This window comes from Pseudomonas sp. Pseusp16, from assembly GCF_047324915.1.
Classification (GTDB): Bacteria; Pseudomonadota; Gammaproteobacteria; order Pseudomonadales; family Pseudomonadaceae; genus Aquipseudomonas; species Aquipseudomonas fluorescens_CD.
On record NZ_CP168522.1, the window covers coordinates 3,768,917 to 3,795,182 of the forward strand.

Annotated in this window: 22 protein-coding genes and 2 tRNA genes; 19 read left to right on the forward strand and 5 right to left on the reverse strand. The window is 60.0% G+C overall.

Annotation, left to right across the window (positions count from 1 at the left end; genetic code table 11):
• Nucleotides 1-147: 147 nt before the first annotated feature.
• The 7 genes from ACEN8Q_RS17245 (at nucleotide 148) to ACEN8Q_RS17275 (ending at nucleotide 7,259) form a co-directional block, all read left to right on the forward strand.
• Entirely contained in the window at nucleotides 148-1,182 is a 1,035-nt protein-coding gene (locus ACEN8Q_RS17245) for a ligase-associated DNA damage response exonuclease (protein WP_413703479.1), read from the forward strand.
• Entirely contained in the window at nucleotides 1,179-2,849 is a 1,671-nt protein-coding gene (locus ACEN8Q_RS17250; RefSeq protein ID WP_413703480.1) for an ATP-dependent DNA ligase, read from the forward strand. The genes ACEN8Q_RS17245 and ACEN8Q_RS17250 overlap by 4 nt, the downstream gene beginning before the upstream one ends.
• Before the next feature lie 226 nt (nucleotides 2,850-3,075).
• Entirely contained in the window at nucleotides 3,076-3,858 is a 783-nt protein-coding gene (locus tag ACEN8Q_RS17255; protein ID WP_413424533.1) for a transporter substrate-binding domain-containing protein, read from the forward strand.
• Nucleotides 3,859-3,914: 56 nt separating this feature from the next.
• On the forward strand, nucleotides 3,915-4,643 hold the full coding sequence (locus ACEN8Q_RS17260; RefSeq protein WP_413424535.1) for an ABC transporter permease: 729 nt from the start codon (nucleotides 3,915-3,917) through the stop codon (nucleotides 4,641-4,643).
• A complete protein-coding gene (locus ACEN8Q_RS17265) occupies nucleotides 4,640-5,350 on the forward strand; it encodes an ABC transporter permease (RefSeq protein ID WP_413424537.1) in 711 nt (236 codons plus the stop codon). Before ACEN8Q_RS17260 ends, ACEN8Q_RS17265 begins: the two co-directional genes overlap by 4 nt.
• A gap of 12 nt (nucleotides 5,351-5,362) precedes the next feature.
• On the forward strand, nucleotides 5,363-6,481 hold the full coding sequence (locus ACEN8Q_RS17270; RefSeq protein WP_413424539.1) for a succinylglutamate desuccinylase/aspartoacylase family protein: 1,119 nt from the start codon (nucleotides 5,363-5,365) through the stop codon (nucleotides 6,479-6,481).
• Between the two features lie 13 nt (nucleotides 6,482-6,494).
• A complete protein-coding gene (locus ACEN8Q_RS17275; protein ID WP_413424541.1) occupies nucleotides 6,495-7,259 on the forward strand; it encodes an ABC transporter ATP-binding protein in 765 nt (254 codons plus the stop codon).
• A 71-nt stretch (nucleotides 7,260-7,330) separates the two neighbouring features.
• Here ACEN8Q_RS17275 and ACEN8Q_RS17280 read toward each other — a convergent pair whose 3' ends face one another.
• Together ACEN8Q_RS17280 and dcd are read right to left on the reverse strand one after the other, a co-directional pair.
• Nucleotides 7,331-7,540 carry a hypothetical protein gene (locus ACEN8Q_RS17280; protein WP_043302162.1) on the reverse strand — a complete coding sequence of 70 codons (210 nt, stop codon included), beginning with the start codon at nucleotides 7,538-7,540 and terminating at the stop codon, nucleotides 7,331-7,333.
• A 107-nt stretch (nucleotides 7,541-7,647) separates the two neighbouring features.
• Nucleotides 7,648-8,214 carry a dCTP deaminase gene (gene dcd, locus ACEN8Q_RS17285; protein WP_007940589.1) on the reverse strand — a complete coding sequence of 189 codons (567 nt, stop codon included), beginning with the start codon at nucleotides 8,212-8,214 and terminating at the stop codon, nucleotides 7,648-7,650.
• Between the two features lie 353 nt (nucleotides 8,215-8,567).
• Here dcd and ACEN8Q_RS17290 point away from each other — a divergent pair, with 353 nt between their 5' ends.
• Nucleotides 8,568-8,777 (forward strand): cold-shock protein, encoded by a 210-nt coding sequence (locus ACEN8Q_RS17290; RefSeq protein ID WP_002554837.1) that lies wholly within the window; start codon nucleotides 8,568-8,570, stop codon nucleotides 8,775-8,777.
• 98 nt (nucleotides 8,778-8,875) lie between these two features.
• Here the strand turns inward: ACEN8Q_RS17290 and ACEN8Q_RS17295 are convergent, their stop codons facing one another.
• Entirely contained in the window at nucleotides 8,876-9,883 is a 1,008-nt protein-coding gene (locus tag ACEN8Q_RS17295) for a DUF481 domain-containing protein (protein ID WP_413424544.1), read from the reverse strand.
• A 154-nt stretch (nucleotides 9,884-10,037) separates the two neighbouring features.
• Here ACEN8Q_RS17295 and ACEN8Q_RS17300 point away from each other — a divergent pair, with 154 nt between their 5' ends.
• From ACEN8Q_RS17300 to ACEN8Q_RS17315, 4 genes are all read left to right on the forward strand, one after another.
• On the forward strand, nucleotides 10,038-10,400 hold the full coding sequence (locus ACEN8Q_RS17300; protein ID WP_256356894.1) for an MGMT family protein: 363 nt from the start codon (nucleotides 10,038-10,040) through the stop codon (nucleotides 10,398-10,400).
• A 44-nt stretch (nucleotides 10,401-10,444) separates the two neighbouring features.
• Nucleotides 10,445-12,004, forward strand: coding sequence for an AmpG family muropeptide MFS transporter (locus ACEN8Q_RS17305; RefSeq protein ID WP_413424546.1), 1,560 nt, complete (start codon nucleotides 10,445-10,447; stop codon nucleotides 12,002-12,004).
• A 143-nt stretch (nucleotides 12,005-12,147) separates the two neighbouring features.
• Entirely contained in the window at nucleotides 12,148-13,863 is a 1,716-nt protein-coding gene (locus ACEN8Q_RS17310) for a proline--tRNA ligase (RefSeq protein ID WP_413424548.1), read from the forward strand.
• A 19-nt stretch (nucleotides 13,864-13,882) separates the two neighbouring features.
• On the forward strand, nucleotides 13,883-14,836 hold the full coding sequence (locus tag ACEN8Q_RS17315; protein WP_413424550.1) for a hypothetical protein: 954 nt from the start codon (nucleotides 13,883-13,885) through the stop codon (nucleotides 14,834-14,836).
• Nucleotides 14,837-14,961: 125 nt separating this feature from the next.
• Here the strand turns inward: ACEN8Q_RS17315 and dinB are convergent, their stop codons facing one another.
• Nucleotides 14,962-16,023, reverse strand: a complete 1,062-nt coding sequence (dinB, locus tag ACEN8Q_RS17320) for a DNA polymerase IV (protein ID WP_413424552.1) — start codon at nucleotides 16,021-16,023, stop codon at nucleotides 14,962-14,964.
• A 301-nt stretch (nucleotides 16,024-16,324) separates the two neighbouring features.
• On the opposite strand from dinB, the gene ACEN8Q_RS17325 reads away from it, so the two are divergent.
• The 4 genes from ACEN8Q_RS17325 to ACEN8Q_RS17340 all read left to right on the forward strand — a co-directional run bounded on the left by ACEN8Q_RS17325 (nucleotide 16,325) and on the right by ACEN8Q_RS17340 (nucleotide 20,925).
• Nucleotides 16,325-16,401, forward strand: a tRNA-Met gene (locus tag ACEN8Q_RS17325).
• Nucleotides 16,402-16,632: 231 nt separating this feature from the next.
• Nucleotides 16,633-16,709, forward strand: a tRNA-Met gene (locus ACEN8Q_RS17330).
• A 278-nt stretch (nucleotides 16,710-16,987) separates the two neighbouring features.
• A complete protein-coding gene (mprF, locus tag ACEN8Q_RS17335) occupies nucleotides 16,988-19,630 on the forward strand; it encodes a bifunctional lysylphosphatidylglycerol flippase/synthetase MprF (protein WP_413703481.1) in 2,643 nt (880 codons plus the stop codon).
• Complete coding sequence (locus ACEN8Q_RS17340; protein WP_413427209.1) at nucleotides 19,630-20,925, forward strand: AcvB/VirJ family lysyl-phosphatidylglycerol hydrolase; 1,296 nt, start codon at nucleotides 19,630-19,632, stop codon at nucleotides 20,923-20,925. Before mprF ends, ACEN8Q_RS17340 begins: the two co-directional genes overlap by 1 nt.
• 254 nt (nucleotides 20,926-21,179) lie before the next feature.
• Here ACEN8Q_RS17340 and ACEN8Q_RS17345 read toward each other — a convergent pair whose 3' ends face one another.
• A complete protein-coding gene (locus tag ACEN8Q_RS17345) occupies nucleotides 21,180-23,081 on the reverse strand; it encodes a potassium transporter Kup (protein WP_413427211.1) in 1,902 nt (633 codons plus the stop codon).
• A 292-nt stretch (nucleotides 23,082-23,373) separates the two neighbouring features.
• Between ACEN8Q_RS17345 and rimO the strand changes: the two genes are divergently transcribed.
• From rimO to ACEN8Q_RS17360, 3 genes are all read left to right on the forward strand, one after another.
• Nucleotides 23,374-24,711, forward strand: a complete 1,338-nt coding sequence (rimO, locus tag ACEN8Q_RS17350; RefSeq protein WP_007971167.1) for a 30S ribosomal protein S12 methylthiotransferase RimO — start codon at nucleotides 23,374-23,376, stop codon at nucleotides 24,709-24,711.
• 113 nt (nucleotides 24,712-24,824) lie between these two features.
• Complete coding sequence (locus tag ACEN8Q_RS17355) at nucleotides 24,825-25,298, forward strand: GNAT family N-acetyltransferase (RefSeq protein WP_413427214.1); 474 nt, start codon at nucleotides 24,825-24,827, stop codon at nucleotides 25,296-25,298.
• Nucleotides 25,299-25,495: 197 nt separating this feature from the next.
• On the forward strand, nucleotides 25,496-26,206 hold the full coding sequence (locus ACEN8Q_RS17360; RefSeq protein WP_413427216.1) for an rRNA pseudouridine synthase: 711 nt from the start codon (nucleotides 25,496-25,498) through the stop codon (nucleotides 26,204-26,206).
• The last annotated feature ends 60 nt before the right edge of the window (nucleotides 26,207-26,266 follow it).

Here is a 26,266-nt window from a genome sequence, read left to right on the forward strand (position 1 = left end):
ACATTCAACCATTACTTTGAATGTCAGACCGCTTTCGCGAGCAAGCCCGCTCCCACATTGGTATTTCATCCGCCCACAGAGTCCCGATAGAACTTCACGCCCCATATCAGACTCTTAGCTAACAAATTCCTCCATTCCGGCAATGCCATGGACCTTGTTGTCTCGCGTCCCGAAGGTTTGTACTGCCCAGCCGGGGACTTTTATATCGACCCGTGGCGGCCGGTCGAACGCGCCGTGATCACCCACGCCCACGGCGACCATGCCCGCGCCGGCAATCAGCATTACCTGGCGGCAGCGCCCGACGAGGCCATTCTGCGCATGCGACTGGGCCAGGCCATCGACCTGCAAACCCTGGGCTATGGCGAACGCCTGCAGCATCATGGTGTGTTCCTCAGTTTTCATCCCGCTGGCCACGTGCTCGGCTCGGCACAAGTACGACTGGAATACGCTGGAGAAGTCTGGGTGGCTTCCGGGGACTACAAGATCGAACCCGACGGCACTTGCGCACCGTTTGAACCCGTACGCTGCGACACCTTCATCACCGAATCGACCTTTGGCCTGCCGATCTACCGCTGGCAACCCCAGGCCCAGGTGTTTGCCGAAATCAATCAATGGTGGCAAGCCAATGCCGCTGTCGAAAAAACCAGCGTGCTGTTCTGTTGCTCCCTCGGCAAGGCCCAGCGCATTCTCCATGGCATCGATGCACGACTCGGTCCCGTCCTGGTACATAGCGAAGTGGAACCGATCAACGGGATCTACCGCGAAGCGGGGATTTATCTGCCGCCCACGATTCATGCCGCCGAAATCAAAAAGAGCGACCCGATGATGCGCAAGGCGTTGGTGCTGGCACCGCCTTCGGCGGCGAACAGCAGCTGGATGCGCCGCTTCGGCGATTACAGCGATGGATTCGCCAGTGGCTGGATGCGTTTGCGCGGCACACGCCGACGGCGCGGTGTGGACCGAGGCTTCGTGCTGTCCGACCACGCCGACTGGCCCGGTCTGCTGTGGGCTATCGAACAGACCGGCGCCGAACGGGTCATGGTGAGTCATGGATCGGCCGGTGCATTGGTACGCCAGCTGCGCGAGCAGGGTCTTGATGCCACAGCGTTCGACACCGAATACGGTGATGACGAAGAAGACGCGATCATTGCCCAGGCCGGGCCTGCCGAGGTGCTGCCATGAAGGCGTTCGCCGAGCTGTATGCCGAACTGGACGCCTCCACCTCGAACAACGCCAAACTGGCGGCAATGCAAAACTACTTCACCCAGGCCGCGCCGGAAGATGCCGCATGGGCGGTGTACTTTCTGTCGGGGGGACGCCCCCGGCAATTGGTGCCGGTGCGGGTATTGCGCGAATTGGCCGTGGCGGTTTCCGGTTTGCCGGAATGGCTGTTCGAAGAGAGTTACCAGGCCGTCGGTGATCTCGCGGAAACCATTTCGCTGGTTTTACCGCAGGTGTCACACAGTTCAACCGACGGGCTGGCCACGTGGGTCGAGGACAAACTGCTGCCACTGCGCGGCGAACCAGCGCAGTCCCTCGCGCATCGGTTACCGATTCTGTGGGCGCAACTGGACAGCCTGAGCCTGATGGTCTGCATCAAACTGATCACCGGCAGCTTGCGCGTCGGGGTGTCCAGGTTACTGGTCACCCGCGCCCTGGCAGCCATGGCCCACCTCGACAGCAAACGCGTGGCGCAGCGGCTGGTGGGTTACACCGAGCAGTCCCATCGCCCCAGCGCCACCAGCTTTCTGAAACTGATCGCCGCCGAATTGCTCGATGAACACGCCCAGCGTGGCGGCCAGCCCTACCCGTTTTTTCTCGCCCATGCCTTGTCGCCGCCGGTGGAACAATTCGAAACGCTGCTCGGTCCCGTCCAGCATTGGCAGGCGGAATGGAAATGGGATGGCATCCGCGCCCAGGTGATCAAGCGCGACGGACGTCTGTGGATCTGGTCGCGGGGTGAGGAACTGGTGACCGAGCGCTTCCCGGAACTGGACAGTTTGATTCTGGGCCTTCCCGACGGGACGGTGATCGACGCAGAGATCGTCGCCTGGAAATCTGCGCCAACCGCCGTCGAAACGGATTTCGAACCAGCGGCGCAACCCTACGCCCACCTGCAACAACGCATCGGTCGCAAGACCCTGGACCGGAAAACCCTCGAAGAAGTACCGGTGGTACTGCTCGCCTTCGATTTGCTCGAGTGGCAGGGTGAGGACTGGCGCAACCGGAGCCAGGCCGAGCGACGCGCGCAACTGGAATGGGTAGCCAGTGATTGCGCCAATCCGCGGTTGCGCCTCTCGCCATTGTTGACCGGCGACACCTGGCTCGACCTCGCCCGCCAGCGCGAGGCATCCCGCGCCCTCGGTGTCGAGGGCCTGATGCTCAAGGCACGTGATGCCTTGTACGGCATCGGCCGGACCAAGAACATGGGCGTGTGGTGGAAATGGAAAGTCGACCCGTTCAGCGTTGACGCCGTGCTGATCCATGCGCAACAAGGGCAAGGACGCCGGGCCAGCCTATACAGCAATTACACATTCGCCGTCTGGGACGGCCCGCCAGATGCCAGCGAACGCTCCCTTGTGCCGTTCGCCAAAGCTTATTCCGGGCTGAGCGATGACGAAATCCGCCAGATCGACAGCATCGTGCGCAAGACCACGGTGGAAAAGTTCGGGCCCGTGACCAGCATTCAGCCAAGCCTGGTGTTTGAATTAGGTTTTGAGGGCATCGCCCTCTCCCGCCGTCACAAAAGTGGCATTGCCGTGCGCTTCCCGCGGATGTTGCGCTGGCGCAAGGACAAGTCGATCGACGAAGCCGACACTTTGGCGACCCTGCAAAATCTGCTCGGCTAGGCCCTCTTTTCATCCTCAATATTTTTTCTTTTTGAACCGAACGGGTGCGCCCATTTCCCTGCGCCCGTTTTCGTGCATAAATCTGTATCCGGCCATTTCCAAGCGCCTTTTTAAACGCTTGTTCGGCACTCTGGTTCGGAAATTGCTACTTTCAATAGGTCTTACGCTTTCCAGTAACAACAATTCTGCGCCACGAGCGCTCATATTGGTATTTAGGGATTGAATAATGAAAAAAGCATTGCTGACCCTTTCTGCACTGGCGTTGTGCGTGGCTGCTGGCTCCGCCATGGCGAAGGAGTACAAAGAACTGCGTTTCGGCGTTGACCCTTCCTACGCACCGTTCGAGTCGAAAGCGGCCGATGGCAGCCTGGTTGGCTTTGACATCGATCTGGGGAACGCGATCTGCGCCGAATTGAAGGTCAAGTGCAAGTGGGTCGAAAGTGACTTCGACGGCATGATCCCTGGCCTTAAGGCCAACAAATTCGACGGCGTGATCTCGTCGATGACCGTTACCCCGGCCCGCGAAAAAGTGATCGACTTCTCCAGCGAGCTGTTCTCCGGCCCGACCGCATACGTGTTCAAGAAAGGTTCTGGCGTGACTGAAGACGTTGCCTCGCTCAAGGGCAAAACCGTCGGCTACGAACAAGGCACCATTCAGGAAGCCTATGCCAAAGCCGTTCTGGACAAGGCCGGCGTAAAAACCCAGGCGTACGCCAACCAGGATCAGGTCTACGCCGACTTGACTTCCGGTCGTCTCGATGCAGGGATCCAGGACATGCTGCAAGCCGAACTGGGCTTCCTGAAGTCCCCACAGGGTGCCGATTACGATGTCAGCAAGCCGGTCGACAACGCTTTGCTGCCAGCCAAAACAGCCGTTGGCATTAAGAAAGGTAACACCGAGCTGAAAGCGCTTTTGGATAAAGGTATCAAAGCGTTACACGATGATGGCACCTACGCCACCATTCAGAAGAAACACTTTGGCGATCTGAATCTGTACAGCGGCAAATAATGCCCGGCGCCCATCTCTTGATGGGCGCTTTTTTCATCCGATCAGGTTGCTGATTTATGTTCGAAAACCTCCTGCAAAATCTGGGGCTCTCTGCCTTCAGCCTCAAGGGCTTCGGTCCGCTGCTGATGCAAGGTACCTGGATGACCATCAAATTATCGGCGATGTCGCTGCTGGTGGCCGTGTTGCTCGGCCTGCTCGGCGCCAGTGCCAAGCTGTCGAAAGTAAAACTGCTGCGCCTGCCTGCCCAGTGCTACACCACGCTGATTCGCGGGGTGCCGGATCTGGTGCTGATGCTGCTGATCTTCTACAGCCTGCAAACCTGGCTGACGTCGCTCACCGACTACATGGAATGGGAATACATCGAGATTGACCCGTTCAGCGCCGGGGTTCTGACCCTGGGCTTCATCTACGGCGCGTACTTCACCGAAACTTTCCGCGGCGCCATCCTCGCCGTGCCGCGCGGTCAGGTCGAAGCGGCCACCGCCTACGGTCTCAAACGCGGCCAGCGCTTCTGGATCGTGGTGTTCCCCCAAATGATGCGCTTTGCCCTGCCGGGTATCGGCAACAACTGGATGGTGATGCTCAAGGCTACCGCACTGGTGTCGATCATCGGCCTGGCCGACCTGGTCAAGGCTGCCCAGGATGCGGGTAAAAGCAGCTATCAACTGTTTTACTTCCTGGTACTCGCCGCCTTGATCTACCTGTTGATCACCAGTGCCTCCAACTTCGTTCTGCGTTGGCTCGAACGCCGCTACGCTGCCGGCACCCGGGAGGCCGTACGATGATCGAACTCCTGCAGGAATACTGGAAAGCCTTCCTCTACACCGACGGACAGAACATCACCGGCCTGGCCATGACCATGTGGCTGCTCAGCGCTTCGATTTTCATCGGTTTCATCGTGTCGATCCCGCTGTCCATCGCCCGGGTTTCTCCACACTTCTACATTCGCTGGCCGGTGCAGTTCTACACCTATCTGTTTCGGGGTACGCCACTCTATATTCAGCTGCTGATCTGTTACACGGGGATCTACAGCCTGGCCGCCGTGCGTGCGCAACCGCTGCTCGACAGCTTCTTTCGCGATGCGATGAACTGCACCATCCTGGCGTTCGCCCTGAACACCTGCGCCTACACCACGGAGATCTTCGCCGGGGCGATTCGCAGCATGGCCCACGGTGAAGTCGAAGCGGCCAAGGCCTATGGCCTCACTGGCTGGAAGCTGTATGCCTACGTGATCATGCCGTCCGCCCTGCGTCGCTCGTTGCCTTACTACAGCAACGAAGTGATTCTGATGCTGCACTCGACCACCGTGGCCTTCACCGCGACCATCCCGGACATTCTGAAAGTCGCGCGGGACGCCAACTCGGCGACCTTCCTGACTTTCCAGTCGTTCGGCATCGCCGCGCTGATCTACCTGACCGTCACTTTTGCGCTGGTCGGCCTGTTTCGCCTTGCCGAACGTCGATGGCTGGCCTTCCTCGGGCCGACCCACTAGGACTTAACGTACATGCGCCACCAGAAACATGACCTGCTGTCCCCAATGCCGGGGACCGCGAGACAGATCCACAGTTTTCACTTCGGCCCACAACCGGCCAACGGCAAGATATACATCCAGGCCTCCCTGCACGCCGACGAAATGCCCGGCATGCTGGTGGCCTGGCACCTCAAGCAACGACTGGCGGAGCTGGAGGCTGCCGGTCGCCTGCGTAGCGAAATCGTGCTGGTGCCCATCGCCAATCCGGTGGGCCTGGAACAGGTGCTGATGGATGTGCCGCTGGGCCGCTATGAGCTGGAAAGCGGCCAGAACTTCAACCGCTGGTTCGTCGACCTCAGTGAGGAAGTCGGCAACGCGATCGAAGGCAAGCTCGGTGACGATCCGCAGCACAATCAGCAATTGGTCCGCAGCAGCCTGCGCGATGCGCTGGCCCGGCAGACCGCCAGCACCCAACTGCAATCCCAGCGCCTGACCCTGCAGCGACTGGCCTGCGACGCCGACATGGTGCTCGACCTGCATTGCGATTTCGAAGCGGTCGCACACCTCTACACCACACCTGAAGCCTGGCCGCAGGTCGAGCCGCTGGCCCGCTACATCGGTGCCGAAGCCAGCCTGCTGGCAACCGATTCCGGTGGCCAGTCGTTCGACGAATGCTTCACCCTGCTCTGGTGGCAGTTGAAGGAACGCTTCGGCGAACACTTCGACATTCCGCCGGGCAGTTTTTCCGTGACCGTCGAATTGCGCGGCCAGGGCGACGTCAATCACCCGCTGGCCAGCCTCGACTGTCAGGCGTTGATCGACTACCTGATCCATTTCGGCGCGATCGCCGGCGAACCCGCGCCCCTGCCCGAGCTGCCCTATCCGGCGACACCTCTGGCCGGCGTAGAACCGGTGGCTACGCCCGTCGGCGGGCTGCTGGTGTTCACCGCGCTACCGGGACAGTACCTGGAAGCAGGGCAACTGATCGCCGAGATCATTGATCCGGTCAACGATCACGTCACCCCCGTTCATTGCTCCGCCGCCGGGTTGATGTACGCCCGTTCGCTGCGTCGCATGGCCACTGCCGGCATGGTGATCGCCCACGTCGCGGGCACCGAAGCCTATCGCAGCGGCTATCTACTTTCGCCTTGAGGATGCATGCCCCATGTACAAATTGACCATCGAAGGCCTGCATAAAAGCTATGGCGACCATGAAGTCCTCAAAGGTGTTTCACTCAAGGCCAAAACCGGTGACGTCATCAGCCTGATCGGCGCCAGTGGCTCGGGTAAAAGTACTTTTCTGCGTTGCATCAACTTTCTTGAACAACCCAACGACGGCGCCATGAGCCTCGACGGGCAGAACGTCCGCATGATCAAGGATCGCCACGGCATGCACGTGGCCGACGCCAATGAACTGCAGCGCATTCGCACCCGCCTGGCCATGGTGTTCCAGCACTTCAACCTGTGGAGCCATATGACAGTGCTGGAAAACATCACCATGGCTCCGCGCCGGGTGCTGGGGTGCGACAGGAAAGAAGCCGAGGACCGCGCCCGGCGCTACCTCGACAAGGTGGGGCTGGCCTCCCGTGTGGCGGACCAGTACCCGGCATTCCTGTCCGGCGGTCAGCAACAACGGGTTGCGATTGCCCGGGCACTGGCCATGGAACCGGAAGTCATGCTGTTCGACGAACCAACTTCGGCGCTGGACCCGGAACTGGTGGGTGAAGTACTGAAAGTGATCCAGGGCCTGGCCGAAGAAGGCCGGACCATGATCATGGTGACCCACGAAATGAGCTTCGCCCGCAAAGTGTCGAGCCAGGTGTTGTTTCTGCACCAGGGCCTGGTTGAGGAAGAAGGCACGCCGGAAGACGTGCTGGGCAATCCGAAAAGCGAGCGATTGAAGCAGTTCCTGAGTGGCAACCTGAAGTAACGGCTGAAAAAATAACCTGTGGGAGCGCCGCACCGCCGCTCCCACTTTTTTGATCGGTAGCGTCTGGCCTGTCAGACAACAGGCGCAGGCGGTGGCTCATCCGGCAAAGTGGGTTCGCCAGGTTCCATCGGCTCTTCGTTCGGGGTATCAGGGTCAGGCTGACCAGGGATGCCCCCCGCCATGCTGACGGGTGGATGTGCCATCAAGTACCAGGCCAGAACGCCAACCTGATTGGGTTCAAGCCTTGCCAGTTCGGCACTGATTCGTGGATCGATCTTCATTCGGCACTCCTGAGCGATGGCCCGACCCGCCTTGCGCGGATCGGAGCAGTACACTCCATAGAGTGTACGCCCGCTCAGGAATTCCAGATATTTGCCGGACGGTTGACTCAGGTGCGAGGCAGGGTCACGCCACGCTGGCCCTGATACTTGCCGCCACGGTCCTTGTAGGACACTTCACACTCTTCGTCAGACTCGAGGAACAGCATCTGCGCCACGCCTTCGTTCGCGTAGATTTTCGCCGGCAGATTGGTGGTGTTGGAGAACTCCAGGGTCACATGACCTTCCCACTCAGGCTCGAGCGGCGTGACGTTGACGATGATGCCGCAGCGCGCGTAGGTGCTTTTACCCAGGCAAATGGTCAATACATTACGCGGAATGCGGAAGTATTCGACGGTGCTGGCCAGGGCGAAGGAGTTCGGCGGAATGATGCATACGTCGCTGTGGATGTCGACGAAGCTGCCGGCATCGAAGTTTTTCGGGTCGACGATAGCCGAATTGATGTTGGTGAACACCTTGAAATGATTGGTGCAACGTACATCGTAGCCATAGCTCGACACGCCATAGGAAATCACACGGCTATCGTCGCTGCCGCGCATCTGGCGCTCGACGAAAGGCTCGATCATGCCGTGCTCTTGCGCCATGCGGCGAATCCACTTGTCCGATTTGATGCTCATGGCGGGTGTCCTGAATAGCGAGGTCGAAAAATTCTGTCCGGCATCTTACCGGGCGCGCCGCCGGGTTCAAAGTCCGCGGTGCAATTCTCGCCGAACATGCAGGAATTACCTGCGCTGGCGACGAACCGTCACACCGCCGATCCTTAAAACAGAGAAACCTGCGCAAGAAGCATTGGCACGTCCCGGAAAAAGGGTTAAGGTGACGTCACTGTGCTGCTTGTGTCACTGAGAATCTCTACACGATATGTTGAATTTCGATCCAACCATCTACAAGAATTTTTCCTGCTCTTTGCACTCAGTCTCGGCCAGGGTTCTTCCTGAGTCGCAGTTATCTTTGTTCAAGGAGTTACACCATGTCTAATCGCCAAACCGGTACCGTTAAGTGGTTCAACGATGAAAAAGGCTTCGGCTTCATCACTCCACAATCCGGTGACGACCTGTTCGTTCACTTCAAAGCTATCCAGTCCGACGGCTTCAAAAGCCTGAAAGAAGGCCAACAGGTTTCTTTCATCGCTACCCGCGGTCAGAAAGGCATGCAAGCTGAAGAAGTTCAAGTTATCTAACTTGTACTTGCTTTAGTAAAAAGCCCCGCTCTCAACAGCGGGGCTTTTTTGTGGGCGGACGTTTTTTGTCCACACAAGGCGGCGATCTTTTGATGTCCTTACCAGGTCACGCCAAACCCTGCGGTGTAGCGTGTCTTGTCCAGATCCGCATCGTCGGTGCCGCTGATGATGTCCCGCTCCGCCTTCAGGTTCAGCGAAGCCCAGTCAGTCACCTTGTAGCGCAACCCCATCTCGGCATCGAGTGCGTAGTCGGCCACGCCCGACAGCGGCTTGCCGACCTCACCATTGGTGAAAAACTCGACACGCTTGCCGATCAGGTAGCGGTTGTAGTCCCACTTCATGGCCAGGGCGTAGAAATTGTCCTTGCTGCCATCAGAGAACTCAAAGTCCGTGTGGTTGATCAACGACCCCAGGGAGAAGGCCCCGAGCTCGTCATCCCAGAACTGATAGCCGGGACCGGTACCGACGGTGCGCTGACGGGAAAGGTCTTCGACCTTGTCGCGCTTGTACACCAGGCGCCCCTGCCAGAACCATTGCTCGGTCAGGAACCGGTCGATGGAGTACTCGGCCCGCCAATTGTCGGTGGTCACCACGCTGTCCTGGAACTCACGGTTGTATTCGCCTTCGGCGGTATGCCGCCAGCGACCGTGACGCGCACTGGTCTTGAAATCGATGCCGTAGTCATCGGTATCGTTTTCCGCCCGCTGATAATCCAGCGCGATATCGACGTTGCCTTTCCACACCAGATCCTCGACCACCGGTTTTGGCTTGAGGATCTGCTGAATGCTCGCCAGCTCGACCGTCTTCGGTGCTTCACCATTGGCCAGCGTGACCTTGCCGGCATCCGCCGCTTTCAGCGCCTTGGCTTTCTCGCCACTGTAGGCATCCTGCTTGACCAGCAATTCCTGATCGCTGTCCAGGGTCTTGACCTGTTTCCAGTCGATCGTCACCGCACCGGCGTACTCGGTCTGGATCAGCAGCTTGCCGCCATCGAACAGCGTGATCTTGCCACTCAGCTTGTCACCGTTCTTCAACCACACGGTATCGGCCAGCAAGGGAGTGGAAGCACTGAGGACAGCGAGACACAGCAGGGATCTGGACAACATATGCAAAATACAGGCTCGGGCTTGCAAGAAAAGTCGGCATTATCCGTTGGAACAAGGCCCTGACAAGGACTGACCCGACTATTTCTGTTGAGTTCATTTCTCAACTTCCTGCACAGGAATTACTCTAACGACGGTAAAGCAGACTTTTTCAGGAATGACGGACGTGACCGATCCAACCGATGAACCCGAGAGTGCGGCGCAAATCCGACGCACGGCACTGTACCTGACACTGGCGCAAGTTCCCGAGGGCAAGGTCGTCAGCTACGGTCAATTGGCCGAGCTTGCAGGACTGGGTCGCGCCGCCCGCTGGGTCGGCCGCACCCTCAGCCAATTGCCGAGCGACAGCAAGTTGCCCTGGCATCGCGTTCTGGGCGCAAACGGACGTATCAGCCTGCCGGTCGGCAGCCCTTCGGGGGATGAGCAGCGCGCACGATTGCGCATGGAGGGCATCAGTGTCCTGAATAATCGTGTTGATATTCAGCGCCATGGCTGGCGTCCGGTAGAGCACAGCGGTTAGAGTGCGCCCTTTGTTTCCGTATTTCTTGAGGCAGACTCCAGCCCATGCCCCGTAAAACCTGGCGCGCCGCGCTCGCCGCTTATGCCAGCCCCTCGACACTCGTGCTGTTGCTGCTTGGTTTCGCCGCCGGCCTGCCTTACATGCTGGTGTTTTCGACGCTTTCGGTCTGGCTGCGTGAAGCCGGCGTGGCTCGCGAAACCATTGGCTATGCAAGCCTGATCGGCCTGGCATATGCCTTCAAATGGGTCTGGTCACCGCTGCTCGACCAATGGCGACTGCCATTGCTCGGCAAACTCGGTCGACGACGTTCCTGGCTCGTATTGTCCCAGGCACTGGTCATCCTTGGCCTGATCGGGATGGGATTCTGCGACCCGCAAAAGCATCTCTCCTGGCTCATCGCTATCGCGGTGATCGTCGCCTTCGCCTCGGCGACGCAGGACATTGCGGTAGACGCCTATCGCCTGGAGATCGCCGAGGACAATCGCCAGGCCGCCCTGGCCGCCAGCTACATGTCCGGTTACCGGGTCGCCGCACTGCTGGCGACTGCAGGCGCGCTGTATTTCGCCGAAGGCTTTGGCTCCACCGGCTTCAACTACAAGCATTCGGCCTGGGCCGGCACTTACATCCTGTTCGGGGCGCTGATGGTCCCGGCACTGCTGACTTCACTGTTCATGCGCGAACCACCCGTGCCGTTACGCACGCAACTGCAGGCCGGGCGCTACAGTTTCGTGCATCAACTGGCCTCGGTATTCGTGCTGATCATATTGCTGGTGTCCGTGCCGGCCATGTTCACCCAGCTCTACAACACCGACTTTGCCAGCGTACTGTTCGAAGGCGTGAGCCCGCTCGACCTGCTGCTCGAAGACCGCGCGTTCCTGCGGGCCATCCTCTACATCACGCTCACCGCCCTGTGCCTCTCGGCCATGGGCCGACGCGGCCTGGCACCGGTACTGACGCCGGTCAACGACTTCATCCTGCGATACCGCTGGCAAGCCCTGCTGCTGCTCGGCTTGATCGCCACCTATCGGATGTCCGATACGGTCATGGGCGTGATGGCCAACGTGTTCTATATCGACCAGGGCTTCACCAAGGACCAGATCGCCAGCGTCAGCAAAATCTTCGGCCTGATCATGACCCTGGTCGGCGCCGGCATGGGCGGCCTGCTGATCGTGCGCTTCGGCATCCTGCCGATCCTGTTCATCGGCGGCGTCGCCTCCGCGGCGACCAACATCCTGTTCCTGATGCTCGCCGACATGGGCCCCAACCTGAACATGCTGGTGCTGACCATCTCCCTGGACAACTTCAGTTCAGGCCTGGCCACCTCAGCCTTCGTCGCCTACCTGTCGAGCCTGACCAACCTCAAGTTCTCCGCTACCCAGTACGCCCTGCTCAGCTCGATCATGCTGCTACTGCCACGCCTGATCGGCGGCTACTCCGGAGTCATGGTGGAGAAGTTCGGTTATCACAACTTCTTCCTGATTACCGCCCTGCTGGGCGTCCCGACCCTGCTGCTGATCGCCTTGCACTGGTTCCAGGAAAATCGCCGCGCAGGTCCGACACCGACACCGGAGCCGGTGCAGACCCCGGTCACCGAAGAATCGTAGGTTCTTTACCCAGGAAAAATCGCGGAGGGCCGCGTGAATCGCGCTCTCCGGCCACACCACCGACCGCACGCCTGTACGCCAGCGGAACTCGCCCGTACAATGCTCCGTCATTTCTCGTCATCAGCAATCGATAACGGCCAACCATGCGCACCAGTCAATTTTTGCTCGCCACACAAAAAGAAACGCCTTCCGACGCGGTCGTGATCAGCCACCAGCTGATGCTGCGCGCCGGCATGATCCGCAAACTCGCCTCGGGCCTGTACACCTGGCTGCCGATGGGCTTGCGGGTAATGCGCAAGGTCGAAGCCGTCGTTCGTGAAGAAATGAACGCCGCCGGCTCGCTCGAAGTGTTGATGCCGAGCACGCAACCGGCTGAGCTGTGGCAGGAATCCGGGCGCTGGGAAGAGTACGGCCCTGAATTGCTGCGCTTCAAGGATCGCCACGGTCGCGATTTCTGCGCAGGTCCCACCCATGAAGAAGTCATCACCGATCTGATGCGCAACGAGTTGAGCAGCTACAAGCAGCTGCCGATCAACCTGTACCAGATCCAGACCAAATTCCGTGATGAGATCCGCCCACGCTTCGGCTTGATGCGCGGCCGCGAATTCATCATGAAGGACGCCTATTCGTTCCACGCCGACCAGCCTTCGCTGCAGGTCACCTACGACCGCATGCACCAGGCCTACTGCAACGTATTCACCCGTCTGGGCCTGAAGTTCCGCCCTGTTGAAGCCGACAACGGTTCCATCGGCGGTGCCGGTTCCCACGAGTTCCACGTGCTGGCCGAGTCCGGTGAAGACGACATCGTTTTCAGCAACGGCTCCGACTACGCCGCGAACATCGAGAAAGCCGAAGCCGTGCCACGGGAAACCTCGCGCGCCGCTCCGAGCGAAGAACTGCGCCTGGTCGACACCCCGAACGCAAAAACAATTGCGCAACTGGTCGAAGGCTTCAACCTGCCGATCGAGAAAACCATCAAGACCCTCGTGGTGCACGCTGAAGAAAAAGGCAAGCTGATTGCCCTGATCATCCGTGGCGACCATGAGCTGAACGAAATCAAGGCGGCCAACCAGCCAGGCGTTGCCAGCCCGCTGGTCATGGCCTCGGAAAGCGAACTGCGCGACGCCATTGGCGCCGGCGCCGGTTCCCTCGGCCCGCTGAACCTGCCGCTGCCGATCATCATCGACCGCTCTGTCGAACTGATGAGCGACTTTGGCATCGGTGCCAACATCGACGACAAACACTACTTCGGCGTGAACTGGGAGCGCGACCTGCCTGTTCCGACCGTTGCCGACCTGCGTAACGTCGTGACCGGCGACCCGAGCCCGGACGGCAAAGGCACCCTGGAAATCAAGCGCGGCATCGAAGTCGGGCACATCTTCCAGCTGGGCAACAAGTACAGCAAAGCGATGAAATGCGAAGTGCTGGGCGAGAACGGCAAGCCGGTCACCCTGGAAATGGGCTGCTATGGCATCGGCGTGTCCCGCGTGGTGGCGGCTGCCATCGAGCAGAACAACGACGAAAACGGGATCATCTGGAGCGACACTCTCGCGCCGTTCCAGATTGCCCTGGTGCCGCTGCGCTACGAAACCGAGCAGGTTCGCGAAGCCACCGACAAGCTGTACGCGGAACTGACCGCTGCCGGCTTCGAAGTGCTGCTGGACGACCGTGACAAGAAAACCAGCCCGGGCATCAAGTTCGCGGACATGGAGCTGATCGGCATTCCACACCGGATCGTGGTCAGTGACCGCGGCCTGGCCGAAGGCAACCTGGAATACAAGAGCCGTACCGAGGCCGACGCACAAGCGCTACCGGTCGCCGAGGTGCTGTCCTTCCTTCAGGCCCGCATCCGCCGCTGATACCAGATATAGAGGCGTCATGTTCAAGCGAAACACCTTAGGCCTCGGTGGTGCTGCCTTGTGCGGCACCCTGCTGGTCAGCGGCTGTGCCAACCACATGTCACAACGCAGCGAGCAAGAGGAACGTGTCGAGCGCAAATTGCTCGATCACAGCCTGCAGATCGATGTCGGTGAGCCCAAGGTGCTTGAGCTGCCGCAACGGCGGGTGAAAATTCACGAACAGAAGACTTTCGAAGTCACCGAATACGAAGTCACGCGTCACTACGACCGCTATACGCCGTACCAACCCTGGCGGGAGATTTACGAAATCCCGCTGGGCGCGGTGGCCGTGGTGGCGGGTATCGGTGCCAACGTGGTCAATGTGTTCACCCTCGGCAATCTGCCGGACAGCGTGACCAAGGACTGGCTGAGCTACGGTTTTGCCGGGCTCAACCCGTTCATGAACGTGCAGTCCCACGGCCGCGCGCAGCAAAACCTGGCCGGCATTGGTGAAGTCCAGCGCGACAAACGCACGGAGTACTCAAGCCTGCCCTGGAGCGAGCGCCCGGTCGAGGTCAAGGCCGGCAAGGAAACCTTCGAGCTGACCACCGACAAAAACGGCGTGCTGCGCCTGAATCTGCTGGACAGCCCGTTCGCCGAACATGACATCAATCATCTGAGCCGGTTGCTGATCCGTGTCGAGGATGCCCAGGGCAACGTGCACAGCGATTCCACCCTGGCCATCAGCAGCAACCTGCGCAGCAAGCTCTATGAGGCCCACGGCCTGATTTACGACGACCTCGAAGGCGATGAGGTGAGCCAGTGGGTACATCGGGTCAAGCGCCTGTCGGAACTGGGCCTTGAAGAAGAAGCCAGTGAGCTGGAACAGAGCCTGATCGAACTGACACGCAATGATCCCGAATTGCAGAGCGAATTCCTCAAGTCGCTGGCCCGCAATGGCGAACGACTGGTGGCGAATCCGGGGCTGAACTAAAAAGCCAAAAGCTTCGTCGGATCGCCGCCCGGAGCAAGCCCGCTCCCACACTGGATTTGTGAACACCTCAAATCCAATGTGGGAGCGGGCTTGCTCGCGAAGGGGCCCGCAGATTCACCTCCGAACTACCGCTCAAACAACTCCATCTGCTCGAACCCGCCCCGCAAGTCCTCCAGCCGCACGCCGACACCCAACAACCGCACCGGTTTACCGCCGCGATTGAAGGCCTGGGTCAGCATCAACTGATAACTCCCCAGATCCCGCCCTGCCCCGGCCTGCTCCAATGTTGTCTGGGTGAAGTCGTGGAACTTCACTTTGACGAATGGCTTGCCCGGACGATAACTGCTGTCGATTCGTGCCATGCGACCGGCCAGGGTCTCCAGCAGCTCGGGCAACTTGTCCAGGCAACTCTTCAGGTCTGGCAGGTCAACGTCGTAGGTGTTTTCAACAGAGATCGACTGACGACGGCTGTCGTTGTGCACCACGCGGTCATCGATCCCACGGGCCAGGCTCCAGAGCCGCTCGCCAAAGCTGCCGAACTCACGCACCAGTGCCAACTTGTCCCACTCGCGCAATTGCAGGCAATCGGAAATGCCCAGCTTGCCGAGCTTGTCGGCGGTGACTTTACCGACCCCGTGCAATTTGCCCACCGGCAAGCCACTGACAAAGTCCTCGACCTGGTCCGGAGTAATGACGAACAGGCCGTTGGGCTTTTTCCAGTCACTGGCGATCTTGGCCAGAAACTTGTTCGGCGCCACACCCGCCGACACGGTGATATGCAGTTGGTTGGAGACCCGGCGCCGGATGTCCTGGGCGATTCGCGTCGCACTGCCCGCGAAATGCGCACTGTCCGACACATCGAGGTACGCTTCGTCGAGCGAAAGTGGCTCGATGATCTCGGTGTAATCGCGAAAGATCGTGTGGATTTCCCTGGACGCCTCTCTATAGGCATCCATGCGCGGCTTGACGATGATCAGGTCCGGGCACAGTTTCAAGGCATGCCCGGAGGACATTGCCGAACGCACCCCATACGCTCGCGCCTCATAATTGCAGGTGGCGATCACCCCGCGCCGATCCGCCGACCCGCCCACCGCCAATGGCTTGCCGGCCAGGCGCGGGTCGTCACGCATCTCAATGGCGGCGTAGAAACAATCACAATCGACGTGGATGATCTTTCGCTGAGTCATGGCAAAGCAGTGTTCATGGCAAGGAAAAGGCATCTGGGTATGCCGGATATGCAGTATCTCACCGACACCTGTATATAGCACCAGTAGTCTGAATGTTCTTTTCGACTCGTGGGAAATGTCGTTGATAAATTTATTTTTTCAATCGAAAAAACATTCTCAATAGAGCCGCAGGCCTTGCCCCGCCTGCCTCACAGGCTGGCCAACCCGCCTGTCGACAAGCTAACCGATTGAAGCGGAACAGGTTTTATCTGAATTGAAGGTTGACACCCCGGCGTTTCTCTATAGAATGCCGGCACACAGACGCGGGATGGAGCAGTCTGGTAGCTCGTCGGGCTCATAACCCGAAGGTCGTCGGTTCAAATCCGGCTCCCGCAACCAAACATCAAAAAAGGCTACTCGAAAGAGTGGCCTTTTTTGTGCGCGTCTGTTTTGCAGCACCGGGCACCTAAACCAGCCAACCTGCTGAATCTGGCAGAAAGCAGAAATCGTTCTGATTCCGAAACTTAGGCCAGGGCTGCGACCGTTTGCCGCGATTCAACGTTTATTTGACCTGCTTCAGGATTAACGGTTGACACCCCGGCATTACTCTATAGAATGCCGCCACACAGACGCGGGATGGAGCAGTCTGGTAGCTCGTCGGGCTCATAACCCGAAGGTCGTCGGTTCAAATCCGGCTCCCGCAACCAAACATCAAAAAAGGCTACTCGAAAGAGTGGCCTTTTTTGTATCTGTTGAAAAAGTCCTTTCGCAACAATGATCTGTCACTGTGCAGCAAGCCGTTTGGGGCCACCCATGCTCGGGGTTCAGACTATGCTCTATCGCAGACTGAAGCCTTCACGACTGATGACGCGCCGTCCCCGCTGCCGGGTGATAGGCGTTAATATTTGTGATTATTTTTTTCTACAGGGATTGGTAACTTGGCTGGATACCCCCATCCTGTCGCGCACAATCCAAGAGGTGATTGATGCGCGCCAACTCGTCTGATTCACAAGACACCGTCACAGCGACACAACCGATCAAGGCTGAGCGTCTGCGCCTGCTTGATCTGTTGAGCAAGTACCGTCAACCCATTGGCCTGGCGGTCACCCTGCTGCTGTTCGCAATCGCGCTGATTGCCTGTCGCCACCTGTTGAGCGAACTCGACCTTTACGCGCTGCACGATTCGATCCTCGAAGTTCCACAACCAGCCTTGATGGGCGCCCTTGCCGCAACCGTAGCGGGTTTCATCATTCTGCTCGGCTACGAATGGTCGGCCAGCCGCTATGCCGGCGTGAGCCTGGCACCGCGCACGCTGGCAATGGGCGGTTTCACGGCCTTTGCCATTGGCAACGCCATCGGTCTTTCAATGTTGTCGGGCGGTTCGGTTCGCTATCGCCTCTATGCCCGTCATGGTGTGGGAGCGGCTGAAGTCGCCCGCATGACACTGTTCGCCAGCCTCTCGCTGGGCTGCGCCCTGCCGCCGCTGGCCGCCCTGGCGACGCTCAGCGACCTGCCGGCCGCGTCCACCGCCCTGGGGCTCTCCGAGACGCTGCTGGGCGTGATAGCAACCGCCGTGCTTGTGCTGTTTTCGGTGCTGGCTATCGGCATCTACCGTCGGCGGCTGCCGGAACAGCCTTACCCGGACAACCTGCTGGTCATGATCGGGCGCCGCACCTTGCGCTTGCCCGGGAGCCGCCTGACGCTCCTGCAATTGGTCATCACCGCCCTGGACGTAGCCGCCGCCGCGACCGTGCTCTATCTGTTGCTGCCGGAAACGCCGCCCTTCGGTGCGTTCCTTCTGGTTTACCTGCTGGCCCTGGCCGCCGGCGTGCTCAGCCATGTGCCGGGCGGCGTCGGGGTGTTCGAGGCGATTTTGCTGGCGGCGTTTTCCGACACACTTGGTGCTGCGCCCCTGGCGGCCGCCCTGCTGCTTTATCGCTTGATCTACGTGGTCCTGCCATTGCTGGTGGCCTGCGTGCTGTTACTGATCAACGAAGGTCAGCGCCTGTTCCAGACACGCCAGACATTGCGCGCGGCCTCAGGCCTGGCGGCTCCGATCCTGGCGGTGCTGGTATTTCTGTCCGGTGTTGTCCTGCTGTTCTCCGGGGCCACCCCGGAAATCGATACCCGCCTGGAACATATCGGTTTTCTGATCCCCCATCGGCTGGTCGACGCTTCGCACTTTGGCGCCAGCCTGGTCGGCGTTCTTTGTCTGTTGCTGGCCCAGGGGCTGCGCCGCCGGCTGTCGGCGGCGTGGATGCTGACCACCATTCTGTTGCTGGTCGGCGCCCTGCTCTCACTGCTCAAAGGCTTCGACTGGGAAGAAGCCAGCCTGATGGTGCTGACGGCAAGCCTGCTCGGGGTATTCCGCCGCTCGTTCTATCGCCCCAGCCGCCTGACCGAAGTTCCGTTCTCGCCGCTGTACCTGGTGGCCAGCCTGTGCGTGCTCGGTGCGTCGATCTGGTTGCTGCTGTTCGCCTACCAGGACGTTCCGTACAGCCACCAGCTCTGGTGGCAGTTCACTCTGGACGCCGATGCCCCTCGCGGCCTGCGTTCGCTGCTCGGGGCTGCCGTACTGCTGGTGGTGGTGTCACTGACCTGGCTGCTGCGCACCGCGCGTCCGGTCATTCACCTCCCGACGTCCGACGAACTGGAGCGCGCCAGCAAGATCCTCATGGCATCGGCCCAACCGGATGGCGGTCTGGCCCTGACCGGTGACAAGGCGCTGCTGTTCCACCCCAATGACGAAGCGTTCCTGATGTACGCCCGCCGTGGCCGCAGCCTGGTGGCGTTATATGACCCGATCGGCCCGGGCCAGCAACGGGCGGAAATGATCTGGCAGTTCCGCGACCTGTGCGACATCCACCACGCCCGCCCCGTGTTCTACCAAGTGCGCGCGGAGAACCTGCCCTACTACATGGACATCGGCCTGACCGCGATCAAGCTCGGCGAAGAAGCCCGGGTCGATCTCAAGCGGTTTGATCTCGAGGCCAAGGGCAAGGAGATGAAGGACCTGCGCTACACCTGGAACCGAGGCACCCGTGACGGCCTGTCGCTGGAAATCTTTGAGCCGGGCCACGCGCCGATGGAGGAGCTCAAGGTGATTTCCGATGCCTGGCTGACCGGCAAGAACGTCCGCGAGAAAGGTTTTTCGCTGGGTCGCTTCAGCGATGACTACCTCAAGTATTTCCGCATCGCGGTGATTCGTTTCGAAGGACGCCCGGTCGCGTTCGCCAACTTGCTCGAGACCTACGGCCACGACCTGGCCAGCCTCGACCTGATGCGCGCCCATCCGGACGCCCCGAAGCTGACCATGGAGTTCATGATGGTCGGCCTGATCCAGCATTATAAAAATCATGGATACGCGCGTTTCAGCCTGGGCATGGTGCCGTTGTCGGGGTTGCAACCCCGTCGCGGCGCACCATTGACCCAGCGCCTGGGCTCGATGGTATTCCGCCGTGGTGAGCAGCTGTACAACTTCCAAGGCTTGCGCCGCTTCAAAGACAAGTTCCAGCCTGATTGGGAACCCCGTTATATGGCCGTGCCCGCCGGACTCGATCCGCTGGTTGCGCTGGCCGACACTGCTGCCCTGATCGCGGGCGGCTTGACCGGATTGGTGAAACGCTGATGATTCAACGCTCCTTGCGGTATGTATTGGGCACGCTGGTGATAGTGGCCCTGATTCTCGGTGGCGGTTACTGGTACCTGAAACGCCCGGCACCGGAACCGACCCTCGAATTGCTGAACCCGGCCGATGGTGCGGCGATGACCCGTGTCATCCCCGGCACTACGCCTCGCGCCCAGGTGCTGGTGGCGGTCAACGAAGACCAGAAACTCAGCGACAAGCAGTTGCTGACCCTGAGCCGCAGTGGCTCGGCGCAAATCGTCCAGGTGATCCTGCCCAAGGACTGCCTGTTGCAAAGCCGCGCCCTGCAATCGGGCCTGAGAGAACTCAAAGGCCCGGCGACCCTGGTCAGCGGTATCGGCCCGGGTGCCGTGCTGGCCTGGCGCTGGCTGTCCGAGCAGAAGAATGACAAGGCCCAGGCGGTCTCGGTCGACCTGGCCCTGGAAAAGGGCGGCTGCACTCACCTGCTGCCAAAAAGCGCCGCCCACGGTCACTGGCTGGTCGCGTGGAACGACAACCCGGACGACACCAGTGCCGGCTTCGTGCGTGATCAACCGAACGCTGAAACCAGCATCAGCGACTACGACATCAACCTGCCGCAAGTGCTGAACAACGAACTGCGCAAGATCCTCGTCGGTGGCGACAAAGCTGCTGGCGGCCTGCAGATCCCGGTGGTCGAAGTGCCAGCCGGTCAGGCCAGGGACACCGTGACCCTGTTCCTGTCCGGTGACGGCGGCTGGCGCGACCTCGACCGCGATGTAGCGGGCGAAATGGCCAAGATCGGCTACCCGGTGGTCGGCATCGACACCCTGCGCTACTACTGGCAGCACAAGAGCCCGGAGCAAAGCGCGCTGGACCTGGCTGAACTGATGCAACACTACCGGCAAAAATGGGGCACCAAGCGCTTCATCCTGACCGGTTACTCGTTCGGCGCCGATGTCCTGCCGGCGATCTACAACCGCCTGGCCGAGTCCGAGCAGCAACGCGTCGACGCGATCATCCTGCTGGCCTTCGCCCGTACCGGCAGCTTCGAGATCGAAGTCGAAGGCTGGCTCGGCAACGCTGGCAAGGAAGCCGCCACCGGACCGGAAATGGCCAAGCTGCCAGCCGCCAAAGTGGTGTGCATCTACGGTGAAGAAGAAACCGACGAGAGCGGCTGCACCGACAAGACTGCGGTGGGCGAAGCCATCAAGCTGCCAGGCGGCCACCACTTCGACGAGAACTACCCGGCGCTGGCCAAGCGTTTGGTGGATGTGATCGAGAAGCGTCAGCCTAAGGAAACGGCTGCTACAGAGTGATCTGAGCCAGCCGAAAAAAGCCCTCGTTACCTCACGGTAGCGGGGGCTTTTACATTCCGACAGACACCACACATCCCCTGTGGGAGCGGGCTTGCTCGCGAAGGCGGTGTATCAAATTGCATTTATGTCGACTGACACGCCCCTTTCGCGAGCAAGCCCGCTCCCACACTGGATCTTCGTAGTCTTCCAGTTTATTGCTCAGGCACAAAAAAGCCCCCAATGCCGCAAGGCAACGGGGGCTTTTTGTGGGTCGCTTACATCTCCACCTGCGTCCCCAGCTCAATCACCCGGTTCAGCGGCAGATTGAAGAAGCGCAGGTTGCCGTTGGCGTTCTGCAACATGAACGCAAACAGCGCCTCGCGCCAGCGCGACATGCCTTCGAGCTTGGAGGCGATGACCGTTTCGCGGCTGAGGAAGTACGTGGTGCGCATCGGGCTGAAGCTCAGTTCATCGAGATGACACAGCTTCAATGCCTGGGGCACGTCCGGCTCATCGATAAAGCCGAAATGCAGGATCACCCGGAAGAACCCCTCGCCGTAGGCATCGACCTCGAACCGTCGTGATGGCGGCACCCGCGGGATGTCTTCGTAGACCACCGTCAGCAGCACCACTTGCTCGTGCAACACCTGGTTATGCAGCAGGTTGTGCAACAGCGCGTGGGGCACAGCGTCCGGTCGCGCGGTCAGGAACACCGCCGTGCCCTGCACACGATGCGGCGGTTGCACGGCAATGCTGCTGATAAAGATCGGCAGCGGCAGCCCACCTTCATCGATACGCTCCACTAGCAGTTGCTTGCCGCGCTTCCAAGTGGTCATCAGCACAAACAAGGCGAAACCGGCGATCACCGGGAATGCACCGCCCTGAATGATTTTCGGCACGTTGGCGGCGAAGTACACACCATCTACCAACAGGAAACCCAACAGCATCGGGACCACAAGCACCGGTGGCCATTTCCACAGCAGCAGGATCACCGCGGACACCAGAATGCTGGTCATCAGCATGGTCCCGGTCACCGCCACACCATAGGCCGAGGCCAGGGCTCCGGAGGATTCGAAACCCAACACCAACAGCACCACACCGACCATCAGCGCCCAGTTCACCGCGGCGATGTAGATCTGGCCCTGTTCAGCGCTGGAGGTGTGCCGGATGTGCATGCGCGGAATGTAACCGAGCTGGATCGCCTGACGGGTCAGGGAGAACGCACCGGAAATCACCGCTTGCGAGGCAATCACCGTGGCCAGGGTCGACAGGCCGACCAGCGGGATCAATGCCCAGCTCGGTGCCAGCAGGTAGAACGGGTTACGGGCAGCTTCCGGGTCGCCCAGCAGCAAGGCGCCCTGGCCAAAATAATTGAGCACCAGCGCCGGCAGTACAAGGATGAACCAGGCACGTGCAATCGGCTTGCGACCGAAGTGGCCCATGTCCGCGTACAGCGCTTCGGCACCGGTCAATGCCAGCACCACGGCGCCGAGAATCGTCACGCCCATGCCCGGATGGACCATGAAGAAACGTACGCCCCACACCGGGTTCATCGCTTCGAGGACTTCCGGATGCTGGCTGATGCCATAGACGCCCAGTGCGCCCAGCACGAGGAACCAGGTGACCATGATCGGCCCGAACAGAATGCCGATCCGCGCGGTACCGTGACTCTGAATCAGAAACAGCGCGACCAGCACCACCAGCGACAGAGGCACGACCCAATGATCGATGCCCTCGAATGCCAGGCCCAGGCCTTCAATCGCCGACAGCACGGAGATCGCCGGGGTGATCATGCTGTCGCCATAGAACAGCGCCGCACCAATCAGCCCGCAGACCACCAGCAACGTGCGCAATCTGGCATGCCCTGCCGCCGCCCGCCTGGCCAGCGCGGTCAAGGCCATGATCCCGCCTTCGCCCTGGTTGTCGGCGCGCAGTACAAACATCATGTACTTGATCGACACGACCCAGATCAGCGACCAGAAAATGAGTGCCAGAATCCCCAGCACCCCGTCATGGTTGACCGGCACGCCATAGCCTCCGGAAAACACTTCTTTAAGGGTGTACAACGGACTGGTGCCGATATCGCCATAAACCACCCCGACTGCCGCGACCAGCATACCGATCGGCTTCACCGCCGTATGCTCGGCGCCCGCAGCCTGACTACTTGCCTGACCCATCCACCACTCCTACTACCCAGACTCGGGCTTCTTTGAAAGAAGCACTATGCTTTGTCGTGCAGCATGCGCTGTTTTACTTCACGTTACAGACGTTTTGTTGACTGTAAAAAAACAGTAAAGCGTAACGGCGCGAAGCATAGCGCAGCACTCGTCGTATTTCCCTGCATAAAGCTGGTCAAGTGCGCTTACCATCGCTAGAATTGCGCACTTTTTGATCAGAGGCGCCAAATGAGCGCCCGTTCGTCGTCTTGCCGCACTCGGCACGAGGCGTCACAAAATACCGAGGTTAGACATGTCCACCACTCCTGCGTCGGCCAATCCAAAGGTTGGCTTCGTATCCCTGGGCTGCCCCAAAGCACTGGTCGACTCCGAGCGCATCCTTACCCAGCTGCGCATGGAAGGCTATGACGTCGTGTCCACCTACCAGGACGCCGACGTCGTGGTGGTCAACACCTGCGGCTTCATCGATTCGGCCAAGGCCGAGTCCCTGGAAGTGATCGGCGAAGCCATCAAGGAAAACGGCAAGGTCATCGTGACCGGCTGCATGGGCGTCGAAGAAGGCAACATCCGCGACGTGCACCCGAGCGTGCTGGCCGTGACCGGTCCGCAGCAGTACGAGCAAGTGGTCAATGCCGTGCACGAAGTCGTGCCACCCCGCCAGGACCACAACCCGCTGATCGACCTGGTGCCGCCACAAGGCATCAAGCTGACCCCGCGCCACTACGCCTACCTGAAAATTTCCGAAGGCTGCAACCACAGCTGCAGCTTCTGCATCATCCCGTCGATGCGCGGCAAACTGGTCAGCCGTCCGGTGGGCGACGTGCTCGACGAGGCCCAGCGCCTGGTCAAGTCCGGCGTCAAAGAGCTGTTGGTGATCTCCCAGGACACCAGCGCCTATGGCGTCGACGTGAAATACCGCACCGGTTTCTGGAACGGCGCGCCGGTGAAAACCCGCATGACCGAACTCTGCGAAGCCCTGAGCACCCTTGGCGTCTGGGTTCGCCTGCACTACGTTTACCCGTATCCGCACGTTGACGAGCTGATCCCGCTGATGGCTGCCGGCAAGATCCTGCCGTACCTGGACATCCCGTTCCAGCACGCCAGCCCGAAAGTGCTGAAGTCGATGAAACGCCCGGCCTTCGAAGACAAGACCCTGGCGCGGATCAAGAACTGGCGCGAAATCTGCCCGGACCTGATCATCCGTTCGACCTTCATCGTCGGCTTCCCTGGCGAAACCGAAGAAGACTTCCAGTACCTGCTGAACTGGCTGACCGAAGCACAACTCGACCGCGTCGGCTGCTTCCAGTACTCGCCGGTAGAAGGTGCACCGGCCAATGACCTGGACCTGGAAGTCGTCCCGGACGACGTCAAGCAGGATCGTTGGGAGCGCTTCATGGCGCACCAGCAGGCCATCAGTTCGGCGCGCCTGCAAATGCGCATCGGCCGCGAGATCGAAGTGCTGGTCGATGAAGTTGACGAGCAAGGCGCGGTAGGCCGCTGCTTCTTCGACGCCCCGGAAATCGACGGCAACGTATTCATCGACAACGGCAGCAACCTCAAGCCGGGCGACAAGGTCTGGTGCAAAGTGACCGACGCCGACGAATACGACCTGTGGGCTGAACAGATCTAAACGCAAAAAATACGCAAAGCCCCGCTCTCTTGACGAGATGCGGGGCTTTTTTACGGCTATCGTTTGAGATTGAACGGATTCACACCAATCACGCATCAGGGGGGCAGACAGGCATGCGTCAGCATTCGGTCATCCAAACGCCGAAGTTCAGCGACTACGAAGAATTGACCCGGGTCTGGGAGGCCTCGGTACGCGCCACTCACGACTTTCTGCCCGACAGTTACATCGAACTGCTGAAAAACCTGGTGTTGACTCGCTACCTCGACGCGGTGATGTTGATCTGCACCAAGGATTCGAGCCAACGTATCACCGGGTTTGCCGGCGTCGCGGCCGGCAAGATCGAAATGCTCTTCATCGACCCTGACCATCGCGGCCAGGGCCTGGGCAAAAAATTGTTGCGCTATGCCCTGGAACACCTGAACGCCGACGAACTGGACGTCAACGAACAGAACCCGCAAGCCCTCGGCTTCTACTTCAAGCAGGGTTTCGAGGTCATCGGCCGCTCTGAAGTCGATGGCATGGGGCAGCCGTATCCGTTGCTGCACATGCGTTTGCGCCAAAACCAAAAGCTTTCACAACAGGGCTGACACAACACGTACAACTGTAGGAGCTGGCTTGCCAGCGAAGGATGAGAGAGCGCCGCGTTCTTTCAGGATAAACACGGTGCTCTTGAATCCATCGCTGGCAAGCCAGCTCCTACAAAAAGCACTGCGCGTAAATGGAATCGGGATTAACCGGCACCAGGCAGGTACAATGCCCACCCCCTTTTTGTTACGGCCCTGACATGACTGACCCGATTCGTCTCTCCAAACGCCTCATCGAACTCGTCGGCTGTTCCCGTCGGGAGGCTGAGCTGTTCATCGAGGGCGGCTGGGTCACCGTCGACGGTGAGGTCATCGACGAGCCGCAATTCAAGGTCGGCACCCAGAAAGTCGAACTTGATCCTGAAGCCAAGGCCACTGCGCCGGAACCGGTGACCCTGCTGCTCAATGTGCCTGCCGGCATGGACGCAGACACCGCCATGGCCACCCTCGGCGCCGAGACCCTGAGCGAAGAACACCGCTACGGCAAGCGCCCGTTGCGCGGGCACTTCCTGCGACTGACCGCCAGCACCGACCTGCAGGCCAACGCCAGCGGTCTGCTGGTGTTCACCCAGGACTGGAAAATCCTGCGCAAACTCACCGCCGACTCCAGCAAGATCGAGCAAGAGTATGTGGTCGAGGTTGAAGGCGAAATGGTGGCTCACGGCCTCAACCGCCTGAATCACGGCCTGACCCACAAGGGCAAGGAGTTGCCGGCAGTCAAGGCCAGCTGGCAGAACGAAAACCGGCTGCGCTTCGCCATGAAGAACCCGCAACCGGGCATCATCGCCCAGCTGTGCCAGGCCGTCGGCCTGAAGGTCGTCGCCATCCGCCGCATCCGCATCGGCGGCGTGTCCATCGGCAAAGTGCCCGTGGGGCAATGGCGCTACTTGTCCGGCAAAGAGAAGTTCTAAGGCTTGCGCCGCCGCCACATCTTTCGGCGCTGCTGCTTTCGGCGGCGCCCATAGCTGAAT